The organism is Microbacterium sp. BE35 (genome assembly GCF_031457705.1).
In the GTDB taxonomy this organism is placed as follows: domain Bacteria; phylum Actinomycetota; class Actinomycetes; order Actinomycetales; family Microbacteriaceae; genus Microbacterium; species Microbacterium trichothecenolyticum.
Genome location: NZ_JAVDXD010000002.1, coordinates 624,783 through 640,297, shown reverse-complemented (window position 1 = coordinate 640,297; position 15,515 = coordinate 624,783). Strand labels below are relative to the sequence as shown.

The window sequence follows — 15,515 nt, the reverse complement described above, 5'->3', positions numbered from 1 at the left end:
TTCAGATAGGGGTGTCCCACATCGGCCCAGGCGTGCGGTCGAATGCCGTAGTCGGTCGCTCCCCGGTGGTGGCCCACCTCAACGCCAGTCGCGACACACCGAGCATAACGGAACACGAACCACTAGGCTGAGTCCGATCGCTTTTGTTAGGACTCTTTACATGAATCGTCGACGAGGACGGGCCGTCGCGGCAGCCGTCCTCGCCGCTGCGCTGCTGGCCGGATGCACCCCGGTCGCACAGAATGGAGACACCGTGTCGCTTCCCGCCGTCGTCCCCGCCCCCGTCTCGATCGAGGCCGGGACCGACGCGCCCTTCCGGCTCTCGTCCGCCACGGCGGTGACCGGAGAGGCGGATGCTGCCGCCGCCCTGTCGGCGATCGTCGAGGCCCGCACCGCGCTGACCCTCGCGAGCGGCGACGGCGCGGGCATCGAACTGCGGATCGACGCGCGTTCGGACGCACCCGAGTCCTACCGGATCGCGGTGGACGAGGCATCCGTCACCGTCACCGGCGCCGACGCGGCCGGACTCTTCTACGGCGTGCAGACACTGGGCCAGCTCATCGCCCGTGACGGCGACGAATGGACGGTATCCCCCGTCACGATCGAGGACGCCCCGCGCTTCGCGTACCGCGGCGTCATGCTCGACGTGGCCCGCCACTTCCACCCCGTCGAGACGGTCAAGGCCTACATCGACCACGCGGCATCGCTCAAGTTCAACGCGCTGCACCTGCACCTCACCGACGATCAGGGCTGGCGCGTCCACCTCGACTCGCGGCCCGAGCTCACCGAGAAGGCGTCGGGAACCTCGGTCGGCGGTGACCCTGGCGGCTTCTACACGAAGGACGACTACCGCGAGATCGTCGAGTACGCGGATTCCCGTCACATGATCGTGGTCCCCGAGATCGACATGCCCGGGCACACGCACGCAGTCGGGCTCGCCTACCCCGAACTGGCCGAGGACCCGAGCGTCAGCGACCACATGCGCGAGGTCATCCGCGACTACGGCGGCGACGAGCCGCGCGCCGGCGCACCGTACGACGGCATGGCCGTCGGGTTCTCTTCGCTGAAGATCCACGACCAGGCGACCTACGACTTCGTGGCGGACGTCTTCGGCGAGCTCGCCGCGATGACCCCGGGCCCGTACCTGCACTTCGGCGGTGACGAGTCGCTCTCGACGACCGACGAGGACTTCGCGGAGTTCGTCGGGCGAGCGAGCGAGATCATCTCCGACCTCGGAAAGACGCCCGTGGCGTGGCACGAGGCCGGGGCCGCGGTCGGCATCGCCGACACCACGGTCGGCCAGTACTGGGGGTTCCTCACACCGCAGGAGGGCGCCGCCGAGAAGGCGACGGCGTTCGTCGACAACGGCGCGCAGCTGATCCTCTCCCCCGCCGACGCGATCTACCTCGACATGAAGTACCCGAATGGACCCGAGCTGGGCCTCACCTGGGCGAACGGCCCGACGAGCGTCGAGCGCGCCTACTCGTGGGAGCCGTCCGATGTGCTCCCCGGCGTCGACGACTCCGGCATCCTCGGCGTCGAGGCGCCGCTGTGGACCGAGACGATCCGCACCGCCGCCGACATCGACACGATGGCGTTCCCCCGCGCGGCCGCCGCCGCGGAGGCCGCCTGGTCGCCGGCGACCGGAGCGAGCGACCTGCGCACCTGGGCGTCGTTCCGCGAGCGCGTCGGCGCCCTCGGCCCGCTGTGGACCAGCATGGGCATCGGCTTCCACCCGTCCGACGAGATCCCGTGGGTCACCGAATGACCTCGGCCGAGTGATCCGGAGCACCGCATGGCCACCCTCGTCCACTCCGTCCGCCTGCTGGGCTCCGTATCCGTCGACAGCGACCGCCTCGACGGATGGGCGCTGTTCGACGGCGGCCGCGTCGCGTCGGCCGGTGTCGGCGGCGACCTCCCTCCCGCCGATGAGGTCGTGGACGGCGGCGACGGATGCCTCGTCCCCGGGTTCATCGACATCCACGGCCACGGCGGCGCCGGCGCGAGCTTCGACGACGGCCCGCAGGCCGTGTCCACCGCGCGTGCCGTGCACCGCGCCCACGGCACGACGCGCGCGGTGCTCTCGCTCATCACTGCGCCGATCGACGACCTCGCTGCGCGTGTGGCGATGGTCGCCGACCTCTGCGACGCCGATCCCACCGTCCTCGGCTCGCACCTCGAGGGTCCGTTCCTGGACCCCGGCCACAAGGGCGCGCACACCGAGTCGCTGCTGCGCGCGCCGGACGCGGCATCCGTCGACCGACTGCTCGAGGCGGGACGCGGCACGATCCGCCAGGTCACCCTCGCCCCCGAGCGCCCCGGAGCCTTCGATGCGATCCGGCGCTTCGTCGACGCCGGCGTCGCGGTCGCGGTGGGCCACACGAACGCCGATGCCGACACGACACGACGCGCCTTCGACGCCGGCGCGACGCTGCTCACCCACGCGTTCAACGCGATGCCCGGCATCCATCACCGCGCCCCCGGCCCGGTCGTCGCGGGCCTGCGCGACGAGCGCGTCACGCTCGAGATCATCGCCGACGGCGTGCACGTCGACCTCGAGCTCATCGCGACGCTGTTCGCCGTGGCCGGCGACCGCATCGCGCTCATCACCGACGCGATGGCCGCGGCCGGGTCGCAGGACGGCCGGTACGAGCTGGGCGGCCTCGCCGTGCGCGTGACCGACGGCGTCGCGAGGCTCGAAGAGGGCGGCGCGATCGCCGGCTCGACGCTCACGCAGGACGCCGCCCTTCGCCACGTCGTGGCCGCGGGCGTGCCGCTCGAGGTCGCCTCGCACGCTCTGAGCCGGCAGCCCGCCCACGCGATCCACCGCGGCGATCTCGGCACCCTCGACATCGGCGCGCCCGCCGACGCGGTACTGCTCGACGAGACCCTCGCGGTGCGCCGCGTGTGGGTCGCGGGGCACGACGCCTGAGTACGCCGGCGCGCGCGTGAAAGGCGGGGCCGAAGGTCCCTCCCCCGAGATACCTCCGAGCCCCGCCCTGCCCGCAGGATTCCCGCGGGGGCGGCCGCCGCCGGGCCCCTCATAAGGGCGGCCTGCCACTCTGATGAAAGAGACGTGGAGAACCCCCGTCTATTACGCGAATTCTGGATATTCGCTCAGGACGGATGCCGCGCCCTCACGTCGCAGCCCTGGTCAAATCCGGAGGCGGCGACGACAATGGAGCGAACCACGGTCCGCACCCGGGATCGACGTCGTCGATGTGCGCCGCGCAACTGGGGGGCCCATGGACCACGAGGAAGTGCAGGAGCACGAGACGGACGTCGTCGCTGACGCCGACGCCGATCTCGTCCTGCGGACGAGATCGGGCGACACCGACGCGTTCGCGGAGCTCTGGCGGCGCCACTACCGCGCAGGCGTGACCGTCGCGCGCAACATGACATCGAGCCTCGACGCCGACGACCTCGTGCAAGAGGCGTACACCCGCATCTACCATTCGATCGCGCACGGCGGCGGGCCGACCGGCTCGTTCCGCGCGTACCTGTTCACCAGCATCCGCAACACCGCGGCGGCATGGGGGCGCGCGCGCCGCGAGACCGCGTACGAGGAGCTCGACGGCGTGGAGGATCCTTCGGGCGCCGAGCACGAGAGCGAGGCCGCGCTCGACCGCGGCCTGACGCATCAGGCCTTCCGCAGCCTGCCGACACGGTGGCAGGAGGTGCTCTGGTATTCCGAGATCGAACGCATGAAGCCCGCCGAGATCGCGCCGCTGTTGGGCATGAAGCCGACGGCGGTCGCCCAGCTGACGTTCCGCGCGCGGGAAGGGCTGCGCGAAGCCTGGATCCAGGCCCACCTGCGGTCTGTGGTCGACGGCTCGGACTGCCAGTGGACCATCGAGCGCCTCGGCGCGTACACCCGTCTCAACCTCGGCCGGCGCGACCTCGCGAAGCTCGAGCAGCACCTCGCGCACTGCGTGCGCTGCTCGATCGTCGCGAGCGAGGCCAAGGAGGTCTCGAGCCGGCTGGCGCTCGTGCTGCTGCCCATCGCCCTGGGTGCCGTCGGCACCGCAGGCTACCTCGCGACGGTTCAGGGCGGTGGCACCTCCCTGGTGGCTCTGGCCTCGATGCCTTCGAGCGTGGTGCACAGCACGGTGACCATCGCCCCGGGCGGAGTCGTGGGCGCAAGTGCGGGTGCGAGTGCCGGCGCGAGTGCGGCTGTCGGTGCGGCTGCGACGTCGGCCGGCGTCGGATCGGCGGGGGCGGTCGGCGCAGCAGGGGCGGCGACCGCCGTCGCTTCGTCGGCGGCGGTCTTCGGCACGTCGGCCGTCGCCGGCATCGGCGCGGCCTCCGGACTCGCCGCGGCCGGCCTCTTCGTCGTGAGCGGCGTGGTCGCCGCGGCAGTGATGCTGCCGGCCACGGCCGGCCCCGAACCGGCGCCGACGCCCACGCCGACCGACGAGGTCCTCGCCGAGAACGTCAACGCCCCGGCGCTTCTGCCGGACGACACCGGCGACACCGCGCTCCAGCTTCCGGCCGAGCCGGGTCCCGGCCCGGCCGACGTGCCCGTCGTCCCCGACCCCGCTGCGGGCGACGGCGGCGCAACAGGCGAGGGGACCGCTTCGTCGGCCGGCGGCAAGGCCACGGGCCAGTCCGGCAACGGCAAAGCTCAAGGCAGCACCGGCAACCAGTCGAGCAACAACGGCAACGCACAGGGCGTCGATCGCCTCGCCACCGGCAGCACGGGAGACAACGGCAAGTCGTCGGGCGACAACACCAGCGAGTCCGGAAACAACGGGAACGGGAACGGCAACGGCAACGGCGGCAACACCGGAAACGGCGGCTCGACAGGCAACGGCACCCCCAACGGCAACGGCAACGGCAACGGCAACGGCAACGGCAACGGCAACGGCAACGGCAACGGCAACGGCGGCAACACCGGAAACGGCGGCTCGACAGGCAACGGCACCCCCACCAACGGCACCGGCAACGGCAACGGCGGCAACACGGGCGCCGGCACCGGCACCTCGAAGCGGAATGCGAGCCCCCCGAACGGCCTCGGACACGGAGTCGTCGAGCGCATGCCCGCCGCAACGACCACCGAGACGCCCGCGAACGCCCCGGAAGTGGCACACGTGCCCGTCGAGACGGTGCCTGCCGACGGCGGCAACTGACCCCCGCGTCCCGGGTCGCCCGCGACGCTCAGCGCCGGGCCCGCGCACCGGTGCCCGGCGGACGCGCGGAGCATGCCGCCGTAGACTGGAAGCCATGTCCGACACGCCGAACGTCACTCCCGCGCGCCCTGCCGAACCGGCACCGGGAACGCGCGCACCCCTCTCGGCGATCGACGTGATCGCGTTCGTGTGCGAGATCTTCGCGTTCGGCACGCTCGCGCTGTGGGGCTTCACGATGTGGCCGTTCCCGTGGAACATCGTCGCCGGCGTCGGGGCCCCCGTGATCGCGATCCTCCTCTGGGCCCTGTTCGTTTCGCCGCGCGCCGTGTTCGCCGTGCACCCCTTCGTGCGCGCCATCGTCGAGCTGCTCGTCTACGTGTCCGCGACCGCCGCCTGGTGGTCGATGGGCAACGCGTGGATCGGCGTCGCGTTCGGCGTCGTCGCCGTGACCGCGGGGGTCATCGCCGGCCGGCGGCGCCTGTCGTGACCTCGGGCGCCGACGCGCTCGACCAGCTGCGCGCGGCACTCGGCGATCGCGTCGACACCTCCGCGGCCTCGCTCGCCGCCGCGCGCGCCGACAAGTCGGGGCACGCGGCATCCGGTCTCCCCCTCGCCGTCGTGCACGCCCGCAGCATCGACGATGTGCAGCAGACGCTCCGCATCGCCGCGAGTACCGGCGCGCCCGTGGTCACCCGCGGCGCCGGCACCGGCCTCGCCGGCGGCGCCAATGCCGGAGACGGCGAGATCTCGCTGTCGGTGCGGGGCATGGACCGCGTCCTCGAGGTGCGCCCCGACGACCTCCTCGCGGTCGTGGAGCCGGGCGTCCTCAACGCCGACCTCAACACCGCGCTCGCCCCGTACGGCCTCTGGTGGGCTCCCGATCCCGCGAGCCGGGCGATCTCGACGGTCGGCGGCAACATCGCCACCGGCGCCGGCGGACTGCTGTGCGCGAAGTACGGCGTGGTGCGCGACGCGGTGCTCGGCGTCGACCTCGTGCTCGCGGACGGTCGGCTCCTCCGCCTCGGCCACCGCACCGTCAAGGGCGTCACGGGCCTCGACCTGACGTCGCTGGTGATCGGGTCCGAGGGGACTCTCGGCGTCGTCGTCGGCGCGACCCTGAAGCTGCGCCGACTCGTGCCCGGCGAGGTCTGCACGATCGCCGCGACGTTCCCCGACGTGCGGACGGCGGCCGAGGCATCGTCCGCCGTCACCGCCTCCGGTGCGCAGCCCGCGATCATGGAGCTGATGGATGCCGCGTCCCTCGCCGCCGTGCACGCGCTCCTGGCGCTCGAGGCGCCGACGCCCGGCGCGGCGCAGCTCACCATCCAGACCGACGGCCCGGCCGCGATCGCCGAGGCCGACGCCATCGCCGACGTGCTCCGTCGCGCCGGAGGCACGGCCGTCGTCTCGCACGACCGCGAAGAGGGCGAGCGGCTGCTGGCGATCCGCCGGTCGATGCACCCCGCCATGGAATCGCTCGGCACAGCCCTCATCGAGGACGTCTCGGTGCCCCGCAGCGCCCTGCCCGCGATGTTCGACGAGATCGCCCGCGTCGAACGCGAGCACGGCGTCGTGATCCCCACGGTCGCCCACGCGGGCGACGGCAATCTGCATCCCAACTTCATCTTCGAGGCCGAGCCCGACGAGTTCGGCGTCGTCGAGGCGCCGGACGACATCTGGGCGGCCGCCGACGACCTCTTCCGCGCGGCGCTGCGCCTCGGCGGCACGCTCACCGGCGAACACGGCGTGGGCGTGCTCAAGCGCCGCTGGCTCGCCGACGAGCTCGGCGAGGATCAGTGGGAGCTGCAGCGGCAGATCACCCGCGTCTTCGATCCCCAGGGCATCCTCAACCCCGGCAAGGTGTTCGCGCGCTGAGCTGACGCGGGAGCCTCAGATGCCCTGCCACTCCGGCTTGTTGTCGTAGGCGTAGCGGTAGTAGTCCGAGCGGGTCAGCTGCGATGCGGCGGCTTCGTCGACCACGATCGTCGCGTGCGGGTGGAGCTGGATCGCCGAGCCCGGCAGCGACGCCGACAGCGGACCCTCGACGGCCCCCGCGACCGCGGCCGCCTTGCCCTCGCCGAAAGCCAGCAGCACGATGTGCCGCGCGCGCAGGATCGTGCCGAGCCCCTGCGTGATGCAGTGCATGGGCACGTCGTCGATCGAATCGAAGAAGCGTGCGTTGTCCCGGCGCGTCTGCTCGGTGAGCGTCTTCACGCGGGTGATCGACGAGAACGACGAGCCGGGCTCGTTGAAGCCGATGTGGCCGTCGGTGCCGATGCCGAGGATCTGCAGGTCGATGCCGCCGGCGTCGCGGATGGCCTCGTCGTACTCCTCGCCGTGATGCTCGATGCCCTCCGGCGTGCCGTCGGGCGTGCGGATGAGCTCGGGGTTGAGACCCAGCGGCTCGACGACCTCGCGCGTGATCACCGAGCGGTAGCTCTCGGGATGAGCGGGGTCGATGCCCACGTACTCGTCGAGCGCGAATCCGCGCACGCGCGAAAGGTCGACGCCCTCCAGCCGCGAGCGCAGCGCCTCGTACACGGGCAGCGGCGTGGACCCCGTCGCGAGCCCCAGGACCGTCTCGGGGTTCGAGCGGACGAGCTCTGCGATGTGGTCGGCGACGAGCGCGCCCGCGGCGGCCTTGTCTTTGACGATGACGATCTCAGCCATGGACCAGTGCTTCCTCTGCGTCGTGTGTGGCGTCGCCCTCCGCACCCACCAGCGCGGCTCCGAGTGCGGCTGCCGGCGAACCCGGCGGCAGCAGCTCGACCCGGTCGGCGAGGTGCAGCGAGCGCATGAACGGGGATGCCTCGGCACTGGCCGCGAGCTCGGCTGCGACATCCGTCATCAGTCGGTCTCCCAACGCCGTCACACCTCCTCCGAGGACCACGATATCGACGTCGACCGTCAGCACCAGCACCCGGATCGCGGCGGCCACGCCGCGGGCGAGCCCGCCACGCAGCTGCCGGGCAGAGGGGTCGCCCGCATCGGCGGCGTCGAAGACGTCGCGCACCGGCAGCGCGGAGCGCTTTGCCCAGCGCTCAGCGATCGCGCCGCCGCCCGCGAAGGCCTCGATGCAGCCGCGCTGGCCGCAGCGGCACAGCGGCCCGTTCGGGTCGACCGAGATGTGGCCGACCTCGCCCGCGGTGCCGCGGGCGCCCCGCCAGAGGACGCCGTCCGAGACGATTCCCGCGGCGATGCCGGTGCCGAGGTTGAGATACGCCATCGAGCCCGGCGCGGGCGCGCCGCCCCTCGTGTGGAGCGCGTGCGCTCCGAGTGCGGCGGCCTTGACGTCGTTCTCGACCTGCACCGGCACCCCCAGCCGGGGCGCGACGGCGGCGGCGAGGTCGAGCTCGTCGACGCCGAGGTTCACCGCGTGCACCACGCGGCCGGTGCCCGGCTCGATCTGACCTGGGATGCCTACCCCGACGGACTGCACGGTGGAGAGGTCGACGCCGGCCTCCGAGCCGAGCGCACGCACGGCGTCGAGGACGGTCTGGGCCACGGCATCCGGTCCCCATCCCGTGGGGATGCGAAGGCGACCCGCGATCTCGCCGTCGGCGTCGACCGCGACGGCGTCGGTCTTCGTCCCGCCGACGTCCAGCCCGACCCTCATCGGCCGACCTCCCCGTGGGAGGCGGCGTTGTCGTCCGCGCGCATCAGCCCTTGACCGCCCCTGCCACCAGACCGCTCGTCATGCGGTGCTGAACGAAGAGGAAGAACACGATGACCGGAACCGCCATGATCGTCGACGCAGCCATGACGAGGGCCCAGTCCGTCGCCTTCGTCGCCTGCACGAAGGCGCGCAGCCAGATGGGCAGCGTGAGCGACTCGGGCCGCGTCATGATGACGAGGGCGAAGACGAACTCGTTCCAGGCCTGGATGAAGGCGAACACGCCGGTCGCGATGAGGCCGGGAGCCAGCAGCGGGAACGTGATGCGCCAGAAGGCGCCCGCGCGGCTGCATCCGTCGATCATCGCAGCTTCCTCGAGATCGGCGGGCACGCCGTTCACGAAGCCGCGCAGCGTCCAGATCGTGAACGGCAGCACAGTGGCGATGTAGACGAAGCTCAGACCGATGATCGTGTTGAGCAGGTACCAGCCGTCGAGCACGCGGAACACCGAGACGATCATCGCTTCTGCGGGGATCATCTGGATCACGAGGATCGCGACGATGAACGATGTGCGGGAGCGGAAGCGGAACCGCGAGACGGCGACCGCGCCGAGGAACGCGAAGACGAGGGTGACCACGAGAGTGATCCCCGTCACCGCGACCGAATTGAACAGCGCGTTGAGCAGGCTGTCGTCGGTGAGGGCCTCCTGGTAGTTGCTGAGCGTGAACTCGTCGGGCCACCAGTGCGGGGTCGTCGAGCGCACGGCCGACGCCGGTAGCAGCGACGTGTTCACCATCCAGTACACGGGGAACAGCGACGAGGCGATCACGACCAGGGCCGCGACGTTCAGGAACACGCGCGAGACGACGCGGCGAGGACGGGCGGTCATGACTCTTCCTTCAGCATCGTGCGGATCCAGTACCCGGAGATCGCGAGGAGGATCACGACGAGGACCACGGAGATGGCGCCGCCGGCGCCGAGGTCGCCCGACGCCATGGACACGCTGTAGATGTAGACGCCGATCGTGTTCGTCTCGGCGCGGACGCCGCCGATCGACTGCAGCGCATAGATCTGCGCGAAGACGCGCAGGTCCCAGATGATCTGGAGGACCAGCAGCACGAGGAGGATGGAGCGCAGGTAGGGGAAGACGATGAGGCGGAACCGCGCGAAGCCTCCCGCCCCGTCCAGCGAAGCAGCCTCGAGCACCTCGTCGGGCACCTGGGACAGCGCGGCGTAGGTGCTGAACGCGACGAACGGGATCGCGCCCCACGTGATGATGATCGCCGCCACGGCATAGAAGCTCGTGGGGTCGATGAGCCAGCTGTGACCGACCCAGTTCTGGCCGGTGATCTGCGTGAGGACGTAGTTGACGAGGCCGTACTGCGTGTCGAAGATCCAGCCCCACACGATGGTGGCGGTCAGCGCGGGCATGGCCCACGCGAGCAGGAGCGACACCGAGACCGCGGTGCGCATGACGGCGCCGAGCTTGGTCATCATGACGGCGATGGCCACGCCGAGGAGCATCGTGGCGACGACGCTCACGACGCAGAGCGCCACGCTGCGGCCGAGCACGGCCCAGAACTCGGGGTCGGTCAGCACGGCGACGTAGTTGTCGATCCCGATGAACTCGGGCGGGGCGCCGAAGATCTGCGCGCGGCCGAACTTCTGGAACGACATGATCACGAGCTGCACCAGCGGCCAGCCGATGAAGACCGCGAGCATGATCAGCGCAGGCGTCAGGAGCGCGAGGGGTGCCCAAGGGAAGCGGCGCCGCTTCGGACGTTCGGGGTCCTGCCGTGACGCGGACGGCGGAGCCGGGGGCGCGGGGGCCTCTGCGGGGACGGTGGTCATGGCGAACCTCCTCTCAAAAAGATTGTGTCGAGCCCTGTGCGGGCATGGAACGGGGTGCCTCGCGGCACGAGGCACCCCGTTCAGTGATGTCAGCCGTTCAGGATCGATTCGATCTGCTCGTCGGCAGCGGTGGCGAGCTCCTTGATGTCGCCGCCGTTCGCGATGTTGACGAACAGGTCCTGCATGATGCCCTGCGCCTCGACGTCGGCCCAGTTCGGCGAAGCCGGCGTCAGCTTGGCGTTGGCAGCAGCCTCAGCGATGACCGTCGCGAGCTCCGGCGTGGCCGCGGCGACCTTGTCGCCGAGCGAGACGAGCGCCGGGACGAGGCCGTTCTCGGCGAGGATCGTCTGGTACTCGTCGCTCAGCATGATCTCGAGCGCGCTCTTGGCGAGGTCGGGGTTCTTCGACTTCGCGGCGATGCCGACGTTCGAGCCGCCCGCGAACACCTGAGCCGCGCCGCCGTCCATGCCCGGGAGGGCGTAGTAGCCGGTGGTGTCGGCAACGGCGGTCGGCTGCTTGTCCTCGTCGGCGACGATCGACCAGTAGGCCCAGCTCGGAGCCGAGTACGTGGCCGACTGCTCGGTGCGGAAGGGCACCCAGCCCTCGGTCTCGTCGCCGTCCTTCGGGGCCAGCGAGGCCTTCGTCATGAGCTCCTGGACCTGCGCGAGACCGGCGAGCGACTCGTCGCTGGACAGCTGCGCGTCCCACTCGTCGCCGTCCTGCACGGCGATCTCGCCGCCGTTCTCCCAGATGAAGGGCAGCGCGTTGTACCAGTCCTTGCCCGGGAAGTAGACGCCCGAGACACCCGGCAGCGCGCCCGCGAGGGTGACGCCGTTCGACACGTACTCGTCGAGCGTGGTGGGCACCGCGACGCCCGCCTGCTCGTACATCGCCGTGTTGTAGAAGACGACGCGGGCGCCCGAGTAGTACGGCGCGGCGTACAGGGTGCCGTCCCAGCTGCCCGCCTCGACGAAGCCGGGGAGGAGGTCGTCGCCGCCGAGGTCGCCCTCGATGTCGGCGAGGCTCAGCAGGGCGCCGCTCGAGGTGAACGCCGGGGCCTGCGTGTTGCCCATCTCGACGATGTCGGGGCTGTCGTTCGACGACAGGCTTGTGGTGAGCTTGTCGACGAGGCCGGTCCACTGCTGCTCCTCGATGACCAGCGTCGACCCGGGGTTCTCGTCCTCGAAGGTCTTCTTCAGGTAGTCGCGGGCGTCCTGCGGCGTGTCGGTGCCGACCAGCCACACACGGATCTCGGCGCCCTCATCGGACGACGAGCCGCCGTTGTCGCTGCCGCCGGCGCAGCCGGCGAGCACCAGTGCCGAGGCGCCGATGAGCGCCACAGCTCCAAGCGTCTTCTTCATGGTGTCTTCCTTCGTTGTTCGGTGTTCTCTTGGTGTTTCGGCTGGGCCGGGTGGCCCATCCGGGGATCGGTTGCTCCGCGGGGAGCGTTCCGTGTTGTTTCGGGATCCGGGGGGATCCCCCGGGGAATCGCGCTGTGTCAGGACACCCCGAGTTGTCCGGACAGGACCATGACGGCCGCGCCGCGCAGGACGATGTCCTGGCCTTGCTCCGTCATCCGCACACGCACGCCTTCGTCGACGGACGGCGCAAGCGTGCGCGCGCGGAGTGTCTCGACGGTCTGCTCCGCAAGGGAGCCGCCGAGGAGTTCAGGGGGGCCGGAGAGGACGATCTCCGACACGTCGAGCGCGCCGACCACGGGTGCCAGGGCGATGCCGAGCCGCTCCCCCGCGTCGCGGAGGATGCCCTCGTGGGCGGCGGGATCGGCTGCCGCGTTCAGCCGCGACGTCAGCGAGGGAACCGAGAGCCAGGCCTCGAGGCATCCGACCTTGCCGCATGCGCACTGCGGGCCGCCGTCGGTGCCGACGGTGACATGGCCGATCTCCCCCGCGGCGAAACGGCTGCCGCGCATGGGCTGGCCTGCCAGCAGCAGCCCGGAGCCGACACCTCGCCCGACCTTGACGAGCAGCACGTCGTCAGGAGCGCCGCCGAACGTGTACTCGGCGAGCACGGCGGCGTTGGCGTCGTTCGCGACGAGGACGGGAACGCCCAGCGCGCCGCGCAGCGCGCCCTCGAGGTCGAAACCGGCCCAGCCGAAGTTGGGTGCCGTGAGGATGACACCCCGATCGTCCACGACACCGGGGGTGCCGACGCCCACGCCCAGCACGGGCGCGTGCGACTCGGCGACGAGCGCGCGGGCGAGTTCGACGACGGTGCCGACGAGAGCGTCGGCGGCGGGGACCGCGACCTCGCGACGCGCGACGATGCCGCCGTCGAGGGTCAGGACGGCGCCGATGAACGTGTCGCTGCCCGACAGGTCGAGCCCGATGATGCGGTGACCGGCGTGGTCGAGGTCGACGAGGATCGCGGGCTTGCCGGGCCCCGAGGCCTCGCGCACACCCATCTCGGCGACGAACCCGTCGGCGATGAGCTCGGCCACGAGGTCGGAGATCGTGACCCGGGTGAGCCCCGTCTCACGCGACAGGTCGGCCCGGCTCATCGCGCCCTGGTGGAACAGGGTCTGGAGCACGAGCGAGCGGTTGTGGCCGCGCGCGTGCTCGGGGAGGACCTTCGCGCCCTGGCGGAGCGTGCGTCCGGGGGCGAATGCACGGGCATTCGTGGTGATGCTCTGCGGCGCGTCGATAATGGAAGGGCCGCGTCGCGCTTCCGTGTTGGGCATGTTTGTTAGTAGACCTTACGAACTAACTTTTCGCAAGTCCCTCACCTCAATTTGAGCGGATGCTTTACAAAACCGTGATCCGCCGTGTTGCGATCGTTACGGAGCCACGCTCGGGATTCGTGCTGTGACCGGCGGTTCGTGCGTGACCAGCCCGTGACCTCGACACCCGGCCGCGTCGCCTACCATGGGTGGAAGCGTTGATCACAGTCGGGGGTGTGGCGTGACGAATCTGGCGACCGAGTCGCAGGCCGGGAAGGCGTCCGGGGATGACGCCGTCCAGGTCGAGCAGGCCGTCGAGGACGAGCAGTCCGCATCGGCGGAGACCGCGGAATCGAATGCCGTGAGCGAGACGGATGCTGAGGCCCCGGCGCAAGCCGAGACGGCCGAGTCCGTCGCGGCTGCGGACGCGGAGGACTCCCCCGCTGACGACGCCGGCGAGGATTCCGAGGCGGAAGCCGAGCCGGAGGCGGAATCGGCGTCAGAGCCTGAGCCTGAGCCCGAGGCGGAAGCCGAAGCAGTCGACGCCACAGACGAGAAGCCCGAAGCTGAGGCAGAGGTCGACGAGTCGGCTGAGCCCGTCGCCGCTGAGGAAGTCGAGCCCGAAGCCGAGCCCGAACCCGTCGACCGAGACGCCGACGACACCGAGCCCATCGACGGGGCCGAGCCCGAGTCATCCGTCGCCTCCGACACCGATGCCGAGACCGTCGCCGTCGCGACGGCCGTGCTCGCACCCGCGTCCGCGACGGAGCTCGCGCCGACCGCAGACCTCTCCGCCGAGCCCGCGAGCGATGTCGCCACGGCGGCCGGGACCGCGTCGGCCGACGGCTCCCCCACCTTCGCGTGGGCGCCGGCGGAGCCCAAGCCGAAGAAGAAGCGCACCGCGATCTGGGTCAGCGCAGCGGCCGGCGTCGCCGTGGTCGGTCTCGTCGTCTCGTCGCTGGTGCTCATCGCGCCCGGCACCACGGTCGCCGGTGTGCCGGTCGGGTGGCTGACGCCTGGTGCGGCAGCCGACTCCATCGAGCAGCGTCTGGCCGAGACCACGGTCGTGCTCACCGGCGCGGGCGAGGACGCCGAGATCACGGGCGCCGAGCTCGGCGCCGCGGTCGACGCGAAGGCACTCGCCGACGCCGCGTTCGCGCAGCATCCGATGTGGAACCCCACCGCGTGGTTCGCCGCGACCGATGCCGAGATCGAGCTCGACCCGGCCACCGCCGCCGCCGCCCTCCGCGAGGTCGCGCCGCAGCTCTACACCGACCCGACCGACGCGACGCTCGCGTTCGACGCCGCCACCGCGTCTTACGTCGCGACGCCGGCCGTCGCAGGGGCGGGGGTCGACGTGGCCGCCGTCCAGGGCGCCATCCAGGCGGCCTTCGAGGCCGGCGAGACTCGCGTGCAGCTCGACCCGGTCTCCGCCGAGGTCCCCGCCGACATCTCGACCGAGACCGCCGACGCGACCGCCGCGCAGCTGAACGGCATGCTCGACACGGCCGGCTTCTATGTGGGCGAAGAGCGCACGGTGCCGATCGATCGCGCGACGCTGGCAGCCTGGCTCACCGTCGCACCCGACCCCGAGAACGCCGCGTACGACATCACCGCCGACAAGGCGGCGATCCAGGCCGCGGTGGACGGTCTTCCCGCCGCGATCAATCGGCCGGCCGAGAACGGCGCGGTCATCACCAACACGGCCGGCAAGGTCCTCCGCGAGGAGGCGCCCGGGATCTCGGGCCGCGAGGTCGGCGACACCACGAACTTCGCCTCCGACTTCGCCACGCAGCTGTCCGCCGGCAACGCGGTGTTCGAGACGCCTGTGACCGAGGTCGCGCCCGTCGTCTCCACCTTCGCCCGCACCGTCGAGGTCGACCTCTCCAGCCAGACGGCGACCCTCTTCGAGAACGGCAACGTGGTCGCCTCGTACACGATCTCGTCGGGGCTCTCCGGCACGCCGACGCCCACCGGGCACTTCACCGTGAACGCCTTCACCCGCGTCCAGGACATGGGCGCGCTGTGCTACAACCCGGCCGCGGTGAACAGCTACTGCACGAAGGACGTGCCCTGGATCACCTGGTTCGCACCGGACATCGCGTTCCACGGCGCTTCGAACTTCCGAAGCCGCCTGGGCTTTCCGCAGAGCCACGGCTGCGTGAACATGTGGAACGACGACGCCAAGTTCGTCTACGACTGGACGGCGCGCGGCACCGAGGTCTGGGTCCACGCCTGATCGCGG

Annotated in this window: 12 protein-coding genes and 1 riboswitch; of the genes, 6 read left to right on the top strand and 6 right to left on the bottom strand. The window is 71.2% G+C overall.

All coding sequences use genetic code 11. The features are described from left to right. Nucleotides 1–17: 17 nt before the first annotated feature. A riboswitch (ZMP/ZTP riboswitch) is annotated at nt 18–102 on the bottom strand. 151 nt (nt 103–253) lie between these two features. The 5 genes from J2Y46_RS08945 (at nt 254) to J2Y46_RS08925 (ending at nt 7,004) form a co-directional block, all read left to right on the top strand. Then, nucleotides 254–1,768: a family 20 glycosylhydrolase gene (locus tag J2Y46_RS08945; protein WP_396653172.1), complete on the top strand. Its 1,515-nt coding sequence runs from the start codon at nt 254–256 to the stop codon at nt 1,766–1,768. A gap of 27 nt (nt 1,769–1,795) precedes the next feature. Continuing rightward, the gene (gene nagA, locus J2Y46_RS08940; protein WP_045300831.1) at nt 1,796–2,932 is read left to right on the top strand and encodes an N-acetylglucosamine-6-phosphate deacetylase; all 1,137 of its coding nucleotides are present in this window, start codon (nt 1,796–1,798) and stop codon (nt 2,930–2,932) included. Nucleotides 2,933–3,245: 313 nt separating this feature from the next. Continuing rightward, nucleotides 3,246–5,129, top strand: a complete 1,884-nt coding sequence (locus tag J2Y46_RS08935) for a sigma-70 family RNA polymerase sigma factor (protein ID WP_310241736.1) — start codon at nt 3,246–3,248, stop codon at nt 5,127–5,129. A gap of 94 nt (nt 5,130–5,223) precedes the next feature. Further along, nucleotides 5,224–5,616, top strand: a complete 393-nt coding sequence (locus J2Y46_RS08930; RefSeq protein ID WP_045300829.1) for a YrdB family protein — start codon at nt 5,224–5,226, stop codon at nt 5,614–5,616. Continuing rightward, nucleotides 5,613–7,004 carry an FAD-linked oxidase C-terminal domain-containing protein gene (locus J2Y46_RS08925; protein WP_310241733.1) on the top strand — a complete coding sequence of 464 codons (1,392 nt, stop codon included), beginning with the start codon at nt 5,613–5,615 and terminating at the stop codon, nt 7,002–7,004. Before J2Y46_RS08930 ends, J2Y46_RS08925 begins: the two co-directional genes overlap by 4 nt. 15 nt (nt 7,005–7,019) lie before the next feature. Here the strand turns inward: J2Y46_RS08925 and J2Y46_RS08920 are convergent, their stop codons facing one another. The 6 genes from J2Y46_RS08920 to J2Y46_RS08895 form a co-directional block, all read right to left on the bottom strand. After that, nucleotides 7,020–7,799, bottom strand: coding sequence for a glucosamine-6-phosphate deaminase (locus J2Y46_RS08920; protein ID WP_045300825.1), 780 nt, complete (start codon nt 7,797–7,799; stop codon nt 7,020–7,022). Beyond that, entirely contained in the window at nt 7,792–8,745 is a 954-nt protein-coding gene (locus tag J2Y46_RS08915) for an ROK family protein (protein WP_045300823.1), read from the bottom strand. The genes J2Y46_RS08920 and J2Y46_RS08915 overlap by 8 nt, the downstream gene beginning before the upstream one ends. Nucleotides 8,746–8,788: 43 nt before the next feature. Further along, nucleotides 8,789–9,631, bottom strand: a complete 843-nt coding sequence (locus J2Y46_RS08910; protein ID WP_045300821.1) for a carbohydrate ABC transporter permease — start codon at nt 9,629–9,631, stop codon at nt 8,789–8,791. Continuing rightward, entirely contained in the window at nt 9,628–10,593 is a 966-nt protein-coding gene (locus J2Y46_RS08905; protein WP_045300819.1) for a carbohydrate ABC transporter permease, read from the bottom strand. Before J2Y46_RS08905 ends, J2Y46_RS08910 begins: the two co-directional genes overlap by 4 nt. A gap of 89 nt (nt 10,594–10,682) precedes the next feature. Further along, a complete protein-coding gene (locus tag J2Y46_RS08900; RefSeq protein ID WP_310241729.1) occupies nt 10,683–11,954 on the bottom strand; it encodes an extracellular solute-binding protein in 1,272 nt (423 codons plus the stop codon). A gap of 137 nt (nt 11,955–12,091) precedes the next feature. Beyond that, complete coding sequence (locus J2Y46_RS08895) at nt 12,092–13,291, bottom strand: ROK family transcriptional regulator (protein WP_310241727.1); 1,200 nt, start codon at nt 13,289–13,291, stop codon at nt 12,092–12,094. Between the two features lie 220 nt (nt 13,292–13,511). Here J2Y46_RS08895 and J2Y46_RS08890 point away from each other — a divergent pair, with 220 nt between their 5' ends. Then, a complete protein-coding gene (locus J2Y46_RS08890; protein ID WP_310241725.1) occupies nt 13,512–15,509 on the top strand; it encodes a L,D-transpeptidase family protein in 1,998 nt (665 codons plus the stop codon). Nucleotides 15,510–15,515 lie beyond the last annotated feature (6 nt).

Excerpts from the sequence above, each read along its gene's own strand:
- J2Y46_RS08900 (WP_310241729.1), bottom strand. The coding sequence starts at position 11,954 with ATGAAGAAGACGCTTGGAGCTGTGGCGCTCATCGGCGCCTCGGCACTG.
- J2Y46_RS08905 (WP_045300819.1), bottom strand. The coding sequence starts at position 10,593 with ATGACCACCGTCCCCGCAGAGGCCCCCGCGCCCCCGGCTCCGCCGTCC.
- J2Y46_RS08915 (WP_045300823.1), bottom strand. The coding sequence starts at position 8,745 with ATGAGGGTCGGGCTGGACGTCGGCGGGACGAAGACCGACGCCGTCGCG.
- J2Y46_RS08920 (WP_045300825.1), bottom strand. The coding sequence starts at position 7,799 with ATGGCTGAGATCGTCATCGTCAAAGACAAGGCCGCCGCGGGCGCGCTC.
- J2Y46_RS08910 (WP_045300821.1), bottom strand. The coding sequence starts at position 9,631 with ATGACCGCCCGTCCTCGCCGCGTCGTCTCGCGCGTGTTCCTGAACGTC.
- J2Y46_RS08930 (WP_045300829.1), top strand. The coding sequence starts at position 5,224 with ATGTCCGACACGCCGAACGTCACTCCCGCGCGCCCTGCCGAACCGGCA.
- J2Y46_RS08935 (WP_310241736.1), top strand. The coding sequence starts at position 3,246 with ATGGACCACGAGGAAGTGCAGGAGCACGAGACGGACGTCGTCGCTGAC.
- J2Y46_RS08895 (WP_310241727.1), bottom strand. The coding sequence starts at position 13,291 with ATGCCCAACACGGAAGCGCGACGCGGCCCTTCCATTATCGACGCGCCG.
- nagA (WP_045300831.1), top strand. The coding sequence starts at position 1,796 with ATGGCCACCCTCGTCCACTCCGTCCGCCTGCTGGGCTCCGTATCCGTC.